This is a genomic window from Sphingomonas sp., from assembly GCF_017744835.1.
Lineage (GTDB): Bacteria > Pseudomonadota > Alphaproteobacteria > Sphingomonadales > Sphingomonadaceae > Sphingomonas.
Genome location: NZ_JAGIAM010000003.1, coordinates 851,880 through 870,171, shown reverse-complemented (window position 1 = coordinate 870,171; position 18,292 = coordinate 851,880). Strand labels below are relative to the sequence as shown.

Annotated in this window: 11 protein-coding genes; 10 read left to right on the top strand and 1 reads right to left on the bottom strand. The window is 69.2% G+C overall.

Going from position 1 to position 18,292, the window contains the following annotated elements; translation table 11 throughout:
• Positions 1-5: 5 nt before the first annotated feature.
• Complete coding sequence (locus J7500_RS11940) at positions 6-1,586, bottom strand: hypothetical protein (RefSeq protein ID WP_294061927.1); 1,581 nt, start codon at positions 1,584-1,586, stop codon at positions 6-8.
• A 191-nt stretch (positions 1,587-1,777) separates the two neighbouring features.
• Between J7500_RS11940 and ahcY the strand changes: the two genes are divergently transcribed.
• The 10 genes from ahcY to addA all read left to right on the top strand — a co-directional run bounded on the left by ahcY (position 1,778) and on the right by addA (position 18,289).
• A complete protein-coding gene (gene ahcY, locus J7500_RS11935) occupies positions 1,778-3,193 on the top strand; it encodes an adenosylhomocysteinase (protein WP_294061926.1) in 1,416 nt (471 codons plus the stop codon).
• Between the two features lie 199 nt (positions 3,194-3,392).
• Entirely contained in the window at positions 3,393-6,374 is a 2,982-nt protein-coding gene (locus J7500_RS11930) for a TonB-dependent siderophore receptor (RefSeq protein ID WP_294061925.1), read from the top strand.
• A gap of 163 nt (positions 6,375-6,537) precedes the next feature.
• Entirely contained in the window at positions 6,538-6,783 is a 246-nt protein-coding gene (locus J7500_RS11925) for a hypothetical protein (protein ID WP_294061924.1), read from the top strand.
• A gap of 3 nt (positions 6,784-6,786) precedes the next feature.
• Positions 6,787-7,047, top strand: coding sequence for a hypothetical protein (locus J7500_RS11920; RefSeq protein ID WP_294061923.1), 261 nt, complete (start codon positions 6,787-6,789; stop codon positions 7,045-7,047).
• 91 nt (positions 7,048-7,138) lie between these two features.
• Positions 7,139-9,478, top strand: a complete 2,340-nt coding sequence (locus J7500_RS11915; protein WP_294061922.1) for a PAS domain-containing sensor histidine kinase — start codon at positions 7,139-7,141, stop codon at positions 9,476-9,478.
• Positions 9,478-9,921, top strand: coding sequence for a tRNA (adenosine(37)-N6)-threonylcarbamoyltransferase complex ATPase subunit type 1 TsaE (gene tsaE / locus J7500_RS11910; protein WP_294062169.1), 444 nt, complete (start codon positions 9,478-9,480; stop codon positions 9,919-9,921). The genes J7500_RS11915 and tsaE overlap by 1 nt, the downstream gene beginning before the upstream one ends.
• The gene (locus tag J7500_RS11905; protein WP_294062168.1) at positions 9,918-10,892 is read left to right on the top strand and encodes a phosphotransferase; all 975 of its coding nucleotides are present in this window, start codon (positions 9,918-9,920) and stop codon (positions 10,890-10,892) included. Before tsaE ends, J7500_RS11905 begins: the two co-directional genes overlap by 4 nt.
• Positions 10,889-11,650, top strand: a complete 762-nt coding sequence (locus tag J7500_RS11900; RefSeq protein ID WP_294061921.1) for a nucleotidyltransferase family protein — start codon at positions 10,889-10,891, stop codon at positions 11,648-11,650. Before J7500_RS11905 ends, J7500_RS11900 begins: the two co-directional genes overlap by 4 nt.
• A 124-nt stretch (positions 11,651-11,774) precedes the next feature.
• Entirely contained in the window at positions 11,775-14,714 is a 2,940-nt protein-coding gene (addB, locus tag J7500_RS11895) for a double-strand break repair protein AddB (RefSeq protein WP_294061920.1), read from the top strand.
• 146 nt (positions 14,715-14,860) lie between these two features.
• Entirely contained in the window at positions 14,861-18,289 is a 3,429-nt protein-coding gene (gene addA, locus J7500_RS11890; protein ID WP_294061919.1) for a double-strand break repair helicase AddA, read from the top strand.
• Positions 18,290-18,292 lie beyond the last annotated feature (3 nt).

The window sequence follows — 18,292 nt, the reverse complement described above, 5'->3', positions numbered from 1 at the left end:
CCGCGCTATTTGGTGCGCGCGGCTTTGCGGGCCTTGAGCGTCTCCGGATCGGGGAAGAGGGGCGACAGTTCGGCGATCACTTCCGCGGCATCGTTGAACAGCGGCTCGCTCATCCCTGCATCGCCACGATTGCCGGTATGGATCATCGCGCCGATCACGCCGCTCGCGATGAGCGGCGTGATCACGAAGCCCTGGTGCCCGCGCGACCGCGCGAGCAACGCGGCGTGCAGCGTATAGGCCTCGAGCGCGATGTTGGGGCTGACTGCATAGAGGTAGAGCGTCTCCATGCTGGTCGCGCGCTTCTCGGGGTCGCCTCCCTTGAGCAGGATCTGCGACTTATCGGTGCGCCAGACCTGCTTCGATACCGCCTCATAGGCCGAGGCGCGGTGATAGGCGGGCAGCAGTCCGAACAGCGTGCGATTGTCGGAGTCGTTGGCCAGCGCCACTGCGGTGCGGGCTGCGGCCCGGTCGCTCCACAGCGTTGCCGGATCGCGGGCGAGGCCGCCGATCAGGTCTGCCGCGGGCGCACCCTGCCGCAGGCGACGTGCCATCTCGACGACGCATCCGAACGAGGCCGCGACCCATTCCGACCGCGCGGCAAACAGCCGACGCGCGCCTGCGGCGTCCCCGTCGGCGGTCATGCGGACGATCCCGTAGAGGTCCATAAGCTCGACATATTCGGCGGCGTTTGCCTCGGGCTTGCCCTCCGCCTTGCGCTTCTCGAAATTGGCGCGTGCATCGGCGGCCAGCGTCGCGGCGCGATCGGCGTTGCCGGCGATGGCGTTGGTCACGGCGGCCTCGGCGAGCCAGATCGAAGAGATGTTCTTGGTCGAGACCGCCTTGTCATGGGCGACGAGCGCCTCGCGGACTTCGGCGGCCCTGGCGAACTCGCCGAGCTCCTCGAGCCGCTCGGCCTCCAACCCGCCGATCACCACTGCCGAACGCGTCCGGCGTCGCAGGAATTCGCGCTCGCCCGGCGTCTCGCTCGCCGTGGTGAACAGATAGTTCGGCATCGTGAGCCCGAGCAGCGAACGGTCGCCACTGCCGATGCTGCGCAGCGCGGCGACGCGCGCCTCGTCGGGCTTGCCCATGCGGTGCAGCGCGGTGGCTTCGACCAGATCGAACGCGCGCGTCTGCGAGTGGGCGTAATAGGCATCGGCGAGCAGGCCCGCCGAGGCCGCCTCGGAGCGGGCACGCTGCACGTCGGCGAGCGCCGCCGCGTAGTCCTTGGCCTCGATCTGGTGGACGGCGCGGCCCAGGATCAGCCGCACGCGGCGCTCCGGATTGCCTTCCTTCTTGTCGCCGTCGATCAGCCCCGTGCAGGCGGCGACGCCGTCGGCGGCCAGCTTGCGCTTCGAGCTGTCGGCAGATTCGACGCGCGGTGCAAACAGGCCGAGCAGGGTAACGGCGCCGAGCAGGCGCGCCGCCGTTTCGCCGCCGGTCATGTTGTTGGGCTCGCCGTCGCACTGGAGATAGAGCGAGCCTTCCTTCTCGGCGCCGGGCGCCGCCTGCGCGGTCTGCGCGCAAGCCATCGCAAGCGCCGCGAATGCGCAGCCGGCAAGGCGCGCACGAATAGTCTTCGGCATGATTTCCCCCCTCATTGCCCCACTGTCAGGCTTAGTGGGGGTGCAAACGAAGTCAACGACGCCCGCCGCGACGACATATAAAGATATCTTTATATCCGACTTGCGCGTTCCCATCTGAGGCTGTAGGGCGCCCCAATCGCGGCCGGCGATTCCGGCGCGCTGACCCTTTTACACTGCTGGAGATGCAGCCCGTGGCTACCGTGCTCGACAAGAACGATTACGTCATCAAGGACATCAGCCTCGCCGATTTCGGCCGCAAGGAAATCGAGATCGCCGAGACCGAGATGCCCGGCCTGATGGCGCTGCGCGAGGAGTTCGGCGCGTCGCAGCCGCTCAAGGGCGCGCGGATCACCGGCTCGCTCCACATGACGATCCAGACCGCGGTGCTGATCGAGACGCTCGTGGCGCTCGGCGCGCAGGTGCGCTGGGCGACCTGCAACATCTTCTCGACGCAGGACCATGCCGCCGCCGCCATTGCCGCTGCGGGCATCCCGGTGTTCGCGGTGAAGGGCGAGAGCCTGGCCGAGTACTGGGACTATGTCGGCGACATCTTCAACTGGGGCGCCGATGGTGACGGCACCACCGCGAACATCATTCTCGACGACGGCGGCGATGCGACCATGTTCGCGCTGTGGGGCGCCAAGCTCGAGGCGGGCGCGACGCTCGGCGAGCCGGAGAATGACGAGGAAGTCGAGTTCCAGCGCGCGCTCAAGGCGTTCGTGGCCAAGTATCCGGGCTATCTGACCGAGACCGTCAAGAACCTGAAGGGCGTGTCGGAAGAGACCACCACCGGCGTCCACCGCCTGTACGAGATCGCCAAGAAGGGCGAGCTGCCGTTCCCGGCGATCAACGTCAACGACAGCGTCACCAAGTCGAAGTTCGACAATCTCTATGGCTGCAAGGAGTCGCTGGTCGACGCGATCCGTCGCGCCACCGACGTGATGCTCGCCGGCAAGGTCGCTGTGGTCGCCGGCTTCGGCGACGTCGGCAAGGGCTCGGCCCAGTCGCTCCGCAATGGCGGCGCGCGCGTGCTCGTCACCGAGATCGACCCGATCTGCGCGCTGCAGGCGGCGATGGAAGGCTTCGAGGTCGTGACGATGGACGAGGCCGTGAAGCGCGCCGACATCTTCGTCACCGCGACCGGCAACGCCGATGTGATCACTGCCGATCACATGAAGGCGATGAAGCCGATGTCGATCGTGTGCAACATCGGCCACTTCGACAGCGAGATCCAGATCGCGGCGCTCAGCAACTATGAGTGGACCGAAGTGAAGCCGGGCACCGACCTGGTGAAGTTCCCCGACGGCAAGCAGATCATCGTGCTCGCCAAGGGCCGCCTGGTGAACCTGGGCTGCGCCACCGGCCACCCGTCGTTCGTGATGTCGGCGTCGTTCACCAACCAGACGCTGGCGCAGATCGAGCTCTTCACCAAGGGCGAGAACTACAAGAACCAGGTCTATGTGCTGCCCAAGCACCTCGACGAGAAGGTCGCGGCGCTCCACCTCGAGAAGCTCGGCGTCCAGCTCTCGAAGCTCAGCCAGAAGCAGGCTTCCTACATCGGCGTGCCGGTGGAAGGGCCGTTCAAGCCGGACCACTACCGCTACTGAGGCATTTCTGCATCAGAAGGAAAGGCCGCGTCTCCCCTCGGAGGCGCGGCCTTTTTCGTTGGGTCCTCTCCGTACAGTGTTGCGTCGGTGCCACACCAGTCGCAAAACCGCCACGTCATGTTGCGCTGCAGCGGCGTTGGAAACATAGTGGAAACGTAATCCGGAAAAGCCCTCTCGATTGTTTCACGAGGAAATCGCCATGGCGTATTCTGTTGTTCGTTTCCCGCGGCCGGCTGGTCGCGCCCGTCTTGCCTTTGCATCGTCGCTGCTCGCCATGACGATCGCCGCGCCCGCCTATGCGCAGGATGCTCCCGAGGCCCAGGCGACCGAGGTGCAGGATGCCCCGGACACCGAGATCGTCGTCACCGGTTCGCGCATCGCGCGTCCCGAGCTCTCGTTGCCGAACCCGGTCCAGGTCGTCACGAGCGAGAACATCGAGCAGTCGGGCAAGGTCAACCTGACCGACTTCCTCGTCAACAATCCGGCGCTGCTGGGCTCGCAGAGCAGCATCTTCTCGGCCGGCTCGAACCTCGCCAACGCACAGAGCACCGGCATCAACCTGCTCAACCTGCGTAACCTCGGCACGCAGCGTACGCTGGTGCTGGTGGACGGTCGCCGTCACGTCGCCGGCGTGCCGGGCATTGCGGCGGTCGACATCAACACGATCCCGACCGACCTGGTCGAGAAGATTGACGTGCTGACCGGCGGCGCCTCGGCCATCTATGGCGCGGACGGCGTCTCGGGCGTGGTCAACTTCATCCTCAAGAAGGACTTCGACGGCCTGCGCGTGCGCGGCCAGACCAGCATCTCGCAGCGTGGTGACGCGGGCGAGCGCTACCTCGCGGTGACGGGCGGCAAGAACTTCGCCGACGGCCGCGGCAACGTGACGCTTGCCTATGAATACAACCAGACCGACCGCTTCAGCCAGAGCGATCGTCTGAACTATGGCAAGACCGGTCCGTCCTACGCCTTCGTGCGCAATCCGGCCGATTTCCCCGACGATCCCAATGTTCCGGACCGTCTGCTCTTCACTAACCTGCGCTGGGCCGACAGTTCGCCGGGCGGCGCGATCGACCTCGACGGCGACGGCGTTCCCGATCGCACGGGCGAGGGCGGCATCTACGATCTCGGCACCTATCTGCCCGGTTCGGCCTACACGATCGGCGGCTCGAGCACGCCGCGCGAGAGCTATTACGGCGACTTCACGCCCTATTCGGAACGCCACATCGCCAATGTGATGGCGCACTACGACTTCAGCCCCGCGTTCCAGCTCTATGCCGAGGGCAAGTACGTCCGCTCGAAGGCCTATACCTTCGCGCAGCCGACCTACGACTTCTACACCGAACTCGCTCCGGACAATGCCTATCTGAGCCAGCGTTTCGGCGCGGATGCGGCGAACGGCGCGTTGTTCAGCCGCGACAATTTCGACTTCGGCATCCGCCGCTACGAGATGGAGCGCGAGCTGTTCCGCACCGTGGTGGGCGCGAAGGGCGATATCGCGTCGAACCTCAGCTATGACGTGTCCTACGTCTTCGGTCAGTCGACGCAGGAGAGCACCAACCGCAACGACCGCATCACCGACCGCTATTATGCGGCGCTCGACGCGGTGTTCGATGCGTCCGGCAACATCACCTGCCGCATCAACCTGCCTGGCCAGACCAGCGTGCAGGGCAACAACTATGGCGGCCAGCCGGTCTTCAACGGCGCTCCGGTCACCTTCGCGCCGGGCCAGTGCGTCCCGCTCAACATCCTGGGCCAGGGTTCGCCCTCGCAGGCGGCGCTCGACTTCGTGACCGTCGATCACAGCGACTGGGCGCGCATCAAGCAGCACGTCGTCACTGCGGCGCTGTCGGGCAACACCGGTGCGTTCTTCAACCTGCCGGGCGGCCCGGTCGGCTTCGCGATCGGTGCGGAGTATCGCAAGGAAAGCAGCGACTATATCCCGTCGGACTACAGCCTGGCCGGCCAGCTGATGGACAATGCCCCGGCACGCCGCGACAAGGGCAGCTTCGACGTCAAGGAAGCCTTCGCCGAGATCAACCTGCCGATCCTCGCCGACACGGCGTTCGCGAAGAATCTGTCGATCGGCGGCGCAGTCCGTCTGTCGGACTATTCGACGGTCGGGCAGACCACTACGTGGAACGTCAACGGCAGCTACTCGCCGGTTCGCGACATCACTTTCCGCGGTACCTATTCGGAAGCGGTCCGTGCGCCGAACATCACCGAGCTGTTCGCCGGCGGCAGCGGCACCTATGAGTTCATCACCGATCCCTGCGGCCCCGAGCGGATCGCCGAAGGCACGCAGTATCGCGCCGCCAACTGCGCCGCGGTGCTGAGCGGGCTGGGCGTCGATCAGGCGACCTTCGATCCGGCGAACGACTTCACTTCGCCGGCCAACAGCAGCCTGCTGGGCTTCCAGGGCGGCAACCCCACCCTGCGCGAAGAGACGGCGAAGACCTGGACTGCCGGCGTCGTGTTGCGCCCGAGCTTCGTACCCGGGTTCAGCCTGTCGGCCGACTGGTACGACATCCGCCTGAAGCAGGCGATCCAGTACTCGACCGCGCAGGACGTCGTCGACCTGTGCGTCGACCAGCCGGACCTCGACAACATCTATTGCAACGTCATCGACCGCAGCCCGACCACCGGCTTCGTTTCGTTCTTCACGATCATTCCGGAGAATGTGGCGTCGTTCGAGACCGCGGGCCTCGACGTCGAACTCAATTATCGATTCGAGCCGTTCGACAATGCCGGCACGTTCAACATCAAGCTGGTCGGCAACTACCTGAACAAGCTGCAGTTCGTGCCGACCGCGGGTGCGGATCCGGAGAACGAGCTGGATTCGTGGGAATATCCGGCACCCAAGTACAGCGCCAACTTCGACCTCACCTGGGTCAAGGGGCCGCTGACGATGAACTACGGCATCAACTGGCAGACCAAGACCCGCCGCGTGACCCGCGAGCAGGAAGCGGCGAACGCCGACTACGTGCCGGCGGGCTATTTCTGGTACAAGGAAAAGTGGGAGCACGAGTTCTACGTCAGCTATGACGTGAACGACCAGTTCAACCTCTATGCCGGCGTGAACAATCTGTTCGACTCCAAGCCGGACGTGGGTGCGGTCGCCTATCCGATCAGCGCGGTGGGCCGCTCGTTCTTCCTCGGCATCAAGACCAAGCTCTTCTGAGGCGCCGCGGGCCGAGCGAGCAAGCTGCCGTTCGGTTCGAGGTTCTGGAAGACAGGCGAAAGGGCTCGGCAACCGCCGGGCCCTTTTTCCTTTCGGCTCAGGGTAGTAGTCGGAACGCGCCTCCCCTGCCGCTCGTTGATGCGGCAACAGGGGAGACGAGAGGATGCGACGCGAGCTTGTGGCCAAGCTGGCGCTGGGATGCGCCGTCATATGCATGGGAGGCAGCCTGCTGGGGCTGGAGCTCGCCAACTATGCTACGTCCGGCTCGTTCGACTTCTATCGCGACGCGAGCCTGCGCCAATGGACGGCGCGATCGGACGATCTCCGTCCGTCGGACTTCCCCATCGAGGCGGCCGTCGTTCCGCCCCTGGACGGGGCCTTGCTGCAACGCGCGGCATTCGGGCCGTGAACCATGGCGCCGGCGCGCGAGCCTCCTCCCGAAACGGATCCGGTCGGCGCCCGCGAACGGCTGGCCGTGGCATTGCGCGAGGCATTGTACGGCACGGAGGACGCTCCGCTGGAGGAGGAAACGCAGCGGCTCATGCTCCACCTGGCGATCGAGCCCTATGAACGGCCGCTGCTCGCCGAAGCGCCCTCGGTCAAAGCCCCGCGTCGGCGGCGATCGCTGCTGCGGCGCCTGTTGAGACGAACCGCCCCGCACGCGCGGGCCTAGCCTTCGCGCTGCCGCTCTATCCGCTTCCCGATCGGCCGCGCTTTGCCTAAGGGATGGCCATGATCGCGCAGCGCGGCCGCGGAGGGGCGGCTTGATCGAGATTCCGCAATCCGCGGCCGTGGCGGCCGGCGCGATCGTCGCGCTGCTCGTCATCGCCGCGACCTGGGTGCTGCTCGCTGGGCTGCGCGCCCGTGCGGCCGGCCGCGAATTCGCCGAGCGCGATGCGCGGCTCGCGGCGCTTGTTCGCGAATCGCCGGCCCAGGCAATGGTGGTGCGCGCCGATGGCCGCATCGAGCTGTCGCGCCGGCTCGGCGACTGGCTGGGCTTGGCCGAGCTTCCGCGCATGCTCGACGGTCTCGCCGGCGAGGACGAAGGCCTCAGGATCGAGGATCTGGAGGCGCTGGCTGCGCACGTCACCGCAGCGCAAAAGGCGGGCCAGCCCTTTCGGCTGCCGGTCCATGCGCAGGGATCGGACCGCGCGCTGCTGGTGGTCGGCGAGCGCGCGCCGGACGCGCTGCAGGCGCCCGGTGGCGTGCTGCTCTGGTTCCTCGACGCTACCGAAAGCCAGGGCGAGATCGTGCGGCTGCAGCGTGACGGGAGCCGGCTGCGCGCGGCGTTCGACGCGCTGACCGCGCTGATCGAGGCGGCGCCGATGCCGATGTGGTATCGCGGATCCGACCTCAGGCTGCTGATGGTCAACAGCGCCTATGTCGAAGCCGTCGAGGGCAAGGACAGCGAGGATGTGGTCGCGCGCGGCCTCGAACTGGTCGAGGGCGCGGGGCTGGGCGGGCCACTCGCCAATGCCGCGATCGCGCGCGACACCGGCGAACCCCAGACGGCGGCGATGCCTGCGACGATCGGCAGGGCGCGGCGGATGCTGCGCCTCCATGACGTGCCGCTCCCGACGGGCGGTGTCGCCGGCTTCGCAATCGACATCGAGGATCTCGAGCAGGCACGCGGCGGGCTGAAGCGCTTCGCCGAGGCGCAGCGCGCGATGCTCGACCGCGTCTCCGCGGGCGTCGCCCAGTTCGGCGGCGACCGCAGCCTGGCCTTCTGCAACCAGCCCTTCCGCCGCATGTTCGCGATGAAGACCGAATGGCTCGCCGACCGGCCCGAATTCGATCGCGTGCTCGATCGCATGCGCGAGGCGAACCGGCTGCCCGAGGTTCGCGACTTCCCGGCGTGGAAGGCCGAGCGGCGCGAATGGTTCACGGCGCCCGACGCGGTCGAGGAGACCTGGAGCGTCGGCGGCACCCATCTGCGCGTCGTCGCCCAGCCGCTGCCCGAAGGCGGGCTCCTGCTGATGTTCGAGGACCGCACCCAGCAGTTCGAGCTGCAGCGCGAGCATGGCGAGATGCAGCAGGTGCGCACCGCCACGCTGGAGAGCCTGGCCGAGGCCGTCGCGGTGTTCGGCAAGGGGCGGCTCCAGATCTGGAACCGCAAGTTCCGCCAGGTCTGGGGCTTCGAGGACGGCTTCCTCGACGCCCATCCGCAGATCGCTTCCCTGGTCAAGGCAGTGGGATCACGGCTCGCCAATCCCTCGCGCGCCGAAGTGCTCGGCGACCTGATCCGCATGGCGGCGAAGGACCGCCAGCAGCGCGGATCGAGCGTTGCCTTCAAGGACGGCCGCCATTTCGACGTGACTGCGGTGCCGCTGCCCGACGGCAACGCGCTGGTCACGATGCTCGACACGACCGACCATCACCGCGCCGAGCGCGCGCTCAGGGATCGCAACGAGGCGCTGGAAGCCGCCGATCGAGTCAAGACGGCCTTCGTCGCCAACATGAGCTACGAGCTGCGCACCCCGCTCACTTCGATCAAGGGCTTCGCCGAGATGCTCCACGGCGGCTTCGCGGGCGAGCTGACGCCCAGCGGATGCGAATATGCCGAGGCGATCCTGGCTTCGGTGGAGCGACTGAGCGGACTGGTGGACGACGTGCTCGACCTGACCCAGAGCGAAGGCGCACCGCTCGAGCGCGTGCCGGTGGATATCGAACTGGTCGCCAACAACGCGGCCGAGGCGATCGCGCCGCTGGCCAAGGGCAAGTCGATCGAGCTGGTGGTCGAGGATACGGGCACCGCGGGCACCGTGCAGGGCGATCCCCGCCGGCTGCGACAGGTGATCGAGCATCTGCTGCGCCATGCGGCGACGGGCACGCCCGAGAAGGGCAGGGTGCTGCTCCACCTCGACGGCAATGCCAAGGTCGCGCGCGTGATCGTCTCCGACAACGGGCCGGGGATGAGCCGTGAAGCCGCCGCCCGGGCATTCGATCGCTTCGCCCAGAGCGACGCTGCGCGCGGGGATCAGCGCGCGCTGGGCCTGGGGCTGCCGCTCGCCAAGCAGTTCGTCGAGGCGCACGGCGGCCGCATCGAGCTGATCTCCGAACCCGGTGAGGGAACGCTGATCACCGTGGAATTGCCGCGCAAATGATGCGGCTGGAAAGCGTCGAGGACAATCTGGCGCTGGGCGCGCGGCTGGCGGGGCTCGCGCAGCCGGGCGACGTGATCGCGCTCTCCGGCCCGCTTGGCGCGGGCAAGACGAGCATCGCGCGCGGGCTGCTCGCCGCGCTGGGGCTGGAAGGCGAGGCTCCCAGTCCAAGTTTCGCGATCGTCCAGCCTTACGACTCGCCCGAAGTGCGCTTTCCCGTGCTCCACGTCGATCTCTACCGGATCGAGGAACCCGAGGAGGCGGAGGAGCTGGGGCTCGATGACGCACGCGGCGAGGCGCTGCTGCTCGTCGAGTGGCCCGAGCGGCTGGGGGCGGAGTACTGGCGTGACGCCCTGTGGCTGACCCTGGAAGTGATGCCGGACGGCGCGCGCGCCTTGACAGCGCAGGTGCCGGCGGCATGGAAGGACCGATGGCCCCCGACATGAACCCGCCCGCTGCGGCGCCCGATTTCCTGATTGCCGCCGGATGGGAGGGAGCCGAGATCCGGCCGCTCGCCGGCGACGCCTCGTTCCGGCGCTATTTCCGCGTCGTCCACCATGATCGCAGCGCGATCCTGATGGACGCGCCGCCGCCGCACGAGGATCCGCGGCCCTTCATCAAGATCGCGCGCTGGCTCACCGAGCGTGGCTTCGCGGCGCCCGAGATCTTCCACGAGAACCTCGAGCACGGGCTGGTGCTGATCCAGGACTTCGGCGACGCGCGGCTTCGCGAGACCGTCGACGCGGCGCCCGAGAGCGAACTCCGGCTCTATGCGGAGGCCGTCGATCTGCTGATCCGGCTGCGCGACCATGCGGCGGCGGACGTGCGCCCCTATGACCTGCCCGAATATCACCGCGAGGCGGCGCTGCTGCCCGAATGGTATTGCCCGGCGGTGGGGCTCGATGTGGACGCGGCGGGCTATACGGAGGCATGGAACCGCGTGCTGGCGCCGGTGCTGGACGGTCATATGCCGGTCACGGTGCTGCGCGATTACCACGCCGAGAACATCATGCTGATCGAGGGCAGCGAGAGCTTGGGCCTGCTCGACTTCCAGGATGCGCTGGCGGGGCATCCCGCCTACGACCTCGTCTCGCTGCTGCAGGACGCGCGGCGCGACGTGGCCGCGGAGCTGGAGACTGCGATGCTCGATCGCTACAAGCGGATCACCGGCACCGGGGACGCTTTCGACGTGGCCTATCATGTGCTGGGCGCGCAGCGGAACGCCAAGATCATCGGCATCTTCACGCGGCTGTGGAAGCGCGACGGCAAGCCGCGCTACCCGGGCATGTGCCCGCGCGTCTGGGCCTATCTGGAGCGCGACCTCGCACACCCGGCGCTCAAGCCGGTGGCGGACTGGTTCGATGCGAACGTGCCCGCCGAGCTGCGCGGCGACCCGCTGGCGATTACGGGCGAATGAGCAGCAGCACCACCTATTCGCTGCGCCCGCAGCCGGAGGCCGCAGTGCCGGAGACGGCGATGGTGATGGCCGCGGGGCTGGGCAAGCGGATGCGCCCGCTCACCGCGACGCGTCCCAAGCCGCTTGTAGAAGTTGCCGGCAAGCCCTTGATCGATCACGTCTTCGATCGGCTGCGTAGCGCGGGCATCAAGCGCGCGGTAGTCAACGTCCATTATCTCGCCGACCAGATGGAAGCCCATCTGAGGGCGCGGGTGAAGGATATCGAAGTGCTGATCTCCAACGAGCGCAAGCAGCTCATGGAGACGGGCGGCGGGTTGGTGCAGGCGCGCACGCTGATCGGCGACAAGCCTTTCGTCTGCGTCAACAGCGACAATCTCTGGGTCGACGGGCCGGTCGACGCGATCCGCCAGCTCGCCGAGCAATGGGACGACGATCGCATGGACGCGCTGCTGCTGGTGGTGCCGCTGGCGCGCGCCAACAGCCACAAGGGGCAGGGCGACTTCCGCCTCGATCCCGCCGGGCGCATCGTCGAGCGCCGCAAGCCGGGCCGGCTCGCGCCCTTCGTGTTCACCGGCGTGCAGATCCTCTCGCCGCGCGTGATCCGCGACTGGCCCGAGGGACCCTTCTCGACCAACCTCTTCTGGAACCGCGCGATGGAGGCCGGGCGCCTGTGGGGCGCGGTTCACCAGGGGCTGTGGTTCGACGTCGGCTCGCCCGATGCGATCAAGGCGACCGAGGCGGTGCTGGCGGAGATGTGACTGCCTGGTTCCTCCCTTCAGGGGGAGGGGTTGGGGTGGGGCACTCTTTTCAAAGCCCGCCCTCTGTGAGACTCTTCCCCACCCCAAACCCCTCTCCTGAAGGGGAAGGGGCTTTAGAGTTCCGATGCCCGAACGCCTTCACCTCTACACCATCCCCCCGCACCGCGCCTTTGCCGATGCGCTGGCGATCGGGCTGATCCGGCGCTTCGGGGGCGATCCGATGCGGTTGGCGCGCGGGCTGGTGCTGGTGCCCAACAATCGTGCCAAGCGGTCGATCCAGGAGGCGTTCGTGCGTGCGAGCGGCGGCGGCCTGCTGCTGCCGCGGCTGGTCGCGGTCGGCGATCCCGAGCTCGACGAGACGCTGGGCGCGGTGTTCGATCCTGCCGGCGACGGCGATCCGGTGCCGCCCGCGGTCGCCCCGCTCCAGCGGAGGATGATCCTCGCGCGGCTGATCGGCGAGGCGGGGGCGCAGGCAGACGCTGCCGAGGCGGTGCGGCTCGCGGGCGAGCTGGGGCGGACGCTCGACCAGCTGCTCGTCGAGGAAGTGCCGCCGCGGAAACTTCGCGAGCTGGAGCTGAGCAAGGAGCTGTCGGCGCATTGGGAGCGCTCGCTAGCGTTGTTCGAGCTGGTGCTGTCGCGCTGGCCCGGTGAGCTGGAGCGGCTGGGGCGGATCGACCTGGCCGAGCGGCGGCGGCGCCTGCTTGACAAGGTCGCGGCGCATTGGCGGCACAATCCGCCCCAGGGCTTTGTCTGTGCGGCGGGCATCACCACTTCGGCGCCTGCGGTCGCGCGGCTGCTGCGCGTCGTCGCCGAGCTGCCGCAGGGGATGGTGGTGCTGCCGGGGCTCGCGACCGGAATCAGCGACGCCGAATGGGATCTGCTCGGGCCGCATGCGCCCGACCCCGTCACCGGACGGCGGCGGCGCAGCATCGAGACGCACCCGCAATATCATCTCAAGCTGCTGCTCGACCGGATGGGCGTGCATCGCAGCGAGTTCGATCCGTGGCGTGCGACGAGCGAGCACGATGCGCCGCCGGCGCGCAGCAAGGCGATCGCATCGGCGATGGCGCCGCCCGAGCTCACCCACGGCTGGACCGCGCTGCCGGCGGCCGAGCGGCGGCTCGACAAGGTGCGAGCGCTCGACGTCGCGACGCCGGCCGAAGAGGCGCAGGCGATCGCGCTGGCGCTGCGCGAGGCGCTCGAGACGCCCGGCCGCACCGCGGCGCTGGTGACGCCCGACCGCGCGCTCGCCCGGCGCGTCGCGGCGCATTGCGCGCGCTGGGGACTGGCGATCGACGACACCGCGGGCCAGCCGTTGTCGATGCTACCGCCGGGCACGCTGCTGCTCGCGCTGGCCGATGCGGGCGCGCAGGGCTTTGCGCCGCTGCCGCTGCTCGCGCTGCTCAAGCACCCGCTGGTGATGCCGGACACGCGGCCCGAATGGCTCGAAGGCGCGCGCGCGCTCGACCGGGCATTGCGCGGGCCGCGGCCCGCGGCGGGGCTGGCGGGGATCGACCGGCATCTCGCCGAGCAGGAGGGACGCGAAGGACCGATTCGCCGTGCGGCGCAGCGCTGGTGGGGCGAGGCGCGCGTGCTGCTCGCGCCGCTGGAAACCGTGTTCGGGGGTGGCGCCCGGCCGATCCCCGAGCTGCTCGCCGCGCTGCGCGAGACGGCGCAGGCCCTGGGTGGCGACGCGTTGTGGAGCCGGGCCGACGGACGCGCCGCCGCGGACCTGCTCGATACCCTCGAACGCGAAGCCGAACATGGGCCGCCGTGCGCCGAACCCGCCGCGCTGGTGCCGATGCTGCGCACGTTGATGGACGAGGCTGCGGTGCGCCCGCCGCAGGGCGGGCATCCGCGGCTGGCGATCCTCGGCCTGCTCGAGGCGCGGCTGCAGACCGCCGACCTGATGATCCTCGGCGGGCTCAATGAAGGCGTGTGGCCGGGCCTGCCCGCGCCCGACCCGTGGCTGGCGCCGCGCATCCGCGCCGAGCTGGGACTGCCGGGGCTCGAACGCCGGATCGGGCTCGCCGCGCACGATCTTGCCGGGGCGCTGGGGGCTCCCGAGGTGCTGCTCACCCGCGCGCGGCGGGACGCCAGCGCGCCGACGATCGCTTCGCGCTTCTGGCTGCGGCTCGAGGCGCTGTCGGGCGGGCTGGAGCGGGCAGGGGAGCTGGAGGCCTGGCTTCGCGCTGTCGACGAAGCTGGAAAGCCCAAGCCGAGCGACCGGCCCGAACCGTGCCCGCCAGTGGCGCAGCGGCCCAAGGCGATTTCGGTCACCGAAGTCGACCGATTGAAGGCCGATCCTTACGCCTTCTACGCGCGGCGAATGCTGCGGCTGATGGCGCTCGACCCGGTCGATGCCGATCCGAGCGCGGCGTGGCGGGGCACGGCGGTACATGCCGTTCTTCAGAAATGGTTCGAACTCGACGATTGCGCGCCCGAGAAGCTGCGCGCGCGCGCGGAGGCGATGCTGGCCGACGAGCGCACGCACCCGATGATGCGCGCGCTGTGGCAGCCGCGGCTGATGGAGGCGATCGACTGGATCGCGTCCGAGATCGCCGCCGATCCTGCGCGAAAAGTGCTGGCGGTTGAGAAGCGCGGGGTGATCGACTTCGCCGGCGTCGAACTGAGCGGCACCTTCGACCGCATCGACCGGCTGAGCGACGGCAGCCTTGCGATCGTCGACTACAAGACCGGCAAGCCACCCAGCCTCGCGGCGGTACGCGAAGGGTTCAGTCTTCAGCTCGGACTGCTCGGGCTGATCGCCGAGCGTGGCGGGTTCGACGGTATCGAGGGGCGCGCCAACGGGTTCGAATATTGGTCGCTCTCGCGCAACCGCAGCGGCGGCTTCGGCTATGTCGAGAGCCCGTGCGATCCCAAGCGCCGCGACCATCTGCCGGCCGACGATTTCGTAGATCGGGCAGTCGACGAGTTCGGGAAGGCGGCGAGCCGGTGGCTGACGGGTGAGGAGCCTTTCACTGCCAAGCTCCACCCCGATTACGCGCCTTACGCCGAGTATGACCAATTGATGCGCCGCGACGAGTGGTACGGTCGTGAGTGACGCCCAGGCTGCCTTTTTGCAGTCCTGTACCCCGGCGAAGGCCGGGGCCCAGTTTCTGCTCGGGTTCGAGAGCCGCACTGCGCCTCCGCGAGCGCGCCGCAGCTGGGCCCCGGCCTTCGCCGGGGTACTGATGGGGCCGGAAATCCATGGCTGAGCTTCGCCCCCTCCACCCGCTCAAGGGCAACCAGCGCAGGGCCAGCGATCCCGCGCGCCATGTCTGGCTCTCCGCCTCGGCGGGCACCGGCAAGACGCAGGTGCTGGCGGCGCGCGTGTGGCGGCTGCTGCTCGCGGGCGTCGATCCCGGCGCGATCCTGTGCCTTACCTTCACCAAGGCGGGCGCGGCCGAGATGTCGGAACGGATCACCGGGCGGTTGGCGCGCTGGGTGCGAGCAAGCGACGCCGAACTCGTCGCCGATCTGGAGGCGCTGGGAGAGAGCATTTCGCCCGACGGCCGCGCGCGCGCCCGCACGCTCTTCGCCAAGGTGCTCGACGCGCCGGGCGGCGGCATCCGCATCCAGACGATCCACAGCTTCTGCCAGTCGCTGCTCGCCGCCTTCCCGGTGGAGGCGGGGCTGGTGCCGGGCTTCCGCCCGCTCGACCAGCGCGAGGAAGCGGTGCTGGCGCGCGAGGCGCTGGCCGAGATGCTCGTCACCGCCGAGCGCGAGGGGCGCGAGCATCTGATCGACGCGGTCCGCGCGCTCAGCATCCGGCTGGGCGAAGGCAAGGCCGAGGCGTTCCTCAAGGCCTGCGCCGGCGCTGCCGAGGCGATGGAGGCGCTGCCCGGCGGCGTCCAGCCGTTCCTCCGCCGCACGCTCGACCTGCCAGACGGCGATATCGGCGCCGAGATCGAGCGCTGCTGCGCCGACGATGCGTTCGACCTCGCCAGCCTTCGCCAGATCGCTGTGATGAACGCCGACTGGGCCACCACACGCGGCCTCGAACGCGCCGATATCGTCGCGGCCTGGCTCGGCCAGTCGCCTGCCGAGCGTGCGGCCCGGCTCGCCGAGCTCCACCTCGTCTGGGCCACCGCCAAGGGCGACCCGCGCTCCTTCGCCAAGGGGCAGGCGCCGCAGGATGCCGCCTACGCCGACTTGGCGATGCGGCTCCACACCCGCTGCGACGAGCTGCTGGCGATGAAGGTCCGGGCCGACTTCGCCGACCTGCTCGCCCAGGGGCTGGAGGCGGGACGCGCCTATGCCGACACCTATGCGCGCGCCAAGCGCCGCACCGGCGCAGTGGACTTCAACGACCTGATCCGTCGCACCGTCGAGCTGCTCGCCGAGCCGGGCATGGGCGAATGGGTGCGCTACAAGCTCGACCAGGTGACCGAGCATGTGCTGATCGACGAGGCACAGGACACCAACCCCCAGCAATGGGCGATTGTCAGCGCGATTGCCGACGAGTTCTTCTCGGGCGAGGGCGCGCGGGGACAGGCGATCCGCACGCTCTTCACCGTAGGCGACTACAAGCAGGCGATCTTTGGCTTCCAGGGCACCGACCCGATCTATTTCCGCGCCGCCTTCGAGCGCTTCCGCGAGCGCGCGCGGGTGCGGGCCGAATATGAGGTCGATGCGCGGGGGCTCGAGTCGCTTTCGCTCACGCACAGCTTCCGATCGACGCGGCCGGTGCTCGAATTCGTCGACGCGGCGATCGGGGCGCTGCCCGAGCCGGGCATGGGCGCGTTCAGCGACGCCGAGGAACATGCCAGCGAAGTGCCTGGCCCGGGCACCGTCACGCTCTGGCCGCCGGTAGTCGAGGGCGGCAGCGACGAGGATGAGGAAAGCTGGGTCAGCGACGCCACGCGCAAGCTTGCCGGCAACATCGCCCGCGAGATCAAGGGCTGGCTCGGCCAGGGGCTGATGCTCGAGAGCAAGGGCCGGGCGCTGCGGCCCGAGGATGTAATGATCCTGGTCAAGCGCCGCGGCGAGCTCGCTTCGCTGATCGTCGCGCGGCTCTATGCCGAGGGCGTGCCGGTCGCGGGGGTCGACCGGCTGCGGCTCAATGCGCCGCTTGGCGTTCAGGACCTGCTCGCCGCGGTGCGTTTTGCGCTCCAGCCTGAGGATGACCTGTCGCTCGCGTCGCTGCTGGTCTCGCCACTGATCGGCTGGAGCCAGGACGAGCTGATGGCGGCGGCCCTGCGCGAGCGCGGCGGGCTGTGGCGGCACCTGCGGGCCACGCAGCCGGAGGAGCGGCTCGCCCCGCTCCACGCGCTGCTCCGCCGTGCCGATATCGCGACGCCCTACCGTTTCCTCGAGGAGATCCTCTCCGGACCGATGCAAGGGCGGCGCAAGCTGCTCCACCGGCTCGGCGAGGAAGCGCGCGATCCGATCGAGGAACTGCTCAACGCGGCGCTCAACTTCGAGAGGGTCGCCACGCCCTCGCTCCAGCGCTTCCTCGACTGGTTCGATCGCGGCGATGTCGAGATCGTGCGCGACGCTGCCCAGCCGCAGGCGGCGGTGCGGGTGATGACCGCGCATGGCGCCAAGGGCTTGCAGGCGCCGCTGGTGATCCTTGCCGACGCCACCGTCGATCCGACGCGCAACCCGCGCGACATGCTGCTCTGGGCGCCCGAAGGGCATGACGGCCCGGCCTTCCCGATCTTCCGCCCGCGTGCCGCCGAGCGCGGCGGGCAGCTCGACACGCTGGTGGCGGCGCAGGACGCGCGCGAGCTCGAAGAGCATTGGCGGCTCTTCTACGTCGCCGCGACTCGCGCCGAGGAACGGCTGGTGGTCGCGGGCGCGCTCGGGCCGATGGCCAAGGGCGTGCCGCCGGCGAAGAGCTGGTACGCTGCGAGCGCTGCGGCGCTTGATGCGTTGGGCGTGGAGCAGGGCGAGGGCGTCCGCGAGTTCCGCGGGCGCATTCAGGCGGCTCCGGTAGCCGCGAAGCCGCAGCTTCGCCTGGCTGAGACGCCGCACCAGCCGCTTCCCGACTGGGCGGGGCGGCCCGCGCCCGTGGAGGCGCGTCCGCCGCGTCCGCTCGCACCGTCGTCGCTCGGCGAGGACCTGGTCGCCGATCCGCCGCCCACGCCGGCGATGCGCCTCGCCGCCGAGCGCGGCCGCCTGCTCCACGCGCTGTTCGAGCGCCTCCCCGCGGTCGAGCCTGCCGCGCGCGCAGGTGCTGCCGAGCGCTGGCTGGCGGGGGCAGGGGGCGTCGCCGATGCCGGGCTGCGCGCCGCGCTGGTCGCCGATGCGCTGGCAGTGACCGAGGACCCGCGCTTCGCCGAGCTCTTCGGCCCCGATGCGCTCGCCGAGGCGCCGATCGCCGCAGTGGTCGAGGGCGGGCATGTCGTCTCGGGCACCGTCGACCGGCTGGTGGTGCTGCCCGATCGCGTCCGCGTGGTGGACTTCAAGACCGGCCGGCGCGCGCCTGCGGATCTCGACGCCGTTCCGCCCTATCACCTGCGCCAGATGGCCGCCTATGCCGCGGCGCTGGCAGTGATCTTCCCCGGCCGCGCGATCGAGGCAGGGCTGCTCTACACCGCCGGGCCGGTGCTCCATATGCTGCCCGATAGGCTGCTGGCTGCGCACAAGCCGGGCTTCGCAGCGGCGGAGCAAAGCTTGGCCTCGGGCGCTTGAGCA

Coding starts and splice junctions, on each gene's coding strand:
- J7500_RS11920 (WP_294061923.1), top strand. CDS start 6,787: ATGGCGCCGGCGCGCGAGCCTCCTCCCGAAACGGATCCGGTCGGCGCC.
- J7500_RS11925 (WP_294061924.1), top strand. CDS start 6,538: ATGCGACGCGAGCTTGTGGCCAAGCTGGCGCTGGGATGCGCCGTCATA.
- tsaE (WP_294062169.1), top strand. CDS start 9,478: ATGCGGCTGGAAAGCGTCGAGGACAATCTGGCGCTGGGCGCGCGGCTG.
- J7500_RS11930 (WP_294061925.1), top strand. CDS start 3,393: ATGGCGTATTCTGTTGTTCGTTTCCCGCGGCCGGCTGGTCGCGCCCGT.
- J7500_RS11900 (WP_294061921.1), top strand. CDS start 10,889: ATGAGCAGCAGCACCACCTATTCGCTGCGCCCGCAGCCGGAGGCCGCA.
- addA (WP_294061919.1), top strand. CDS start 14,861: ATGGCTGAGCTTCGCCCCCTCCACCCGCTCAAGGGCAACCAGCGCAGG.
- J7500_RS11905 (WP_294062168.1), top strand. CDS start 9,918: ATGAACCCGCCCGCTGCGGCGCCCGATTTCCTGATTGCCGCCGGATGG.
- addB (WP_294061920.1), top strand. CDS start 11,775: ATGCCCGAACGCCTTCACCTCTACACCATCCCCCCGCACCGCGCCTTT.
- J7500_RS11940 (WP_294061927.1), bottom strand. CDS start 1,586: ATGCCGAAGACTATTCGTGCGCGCCTTGCCGGCTGCGCATTCGCGGCG.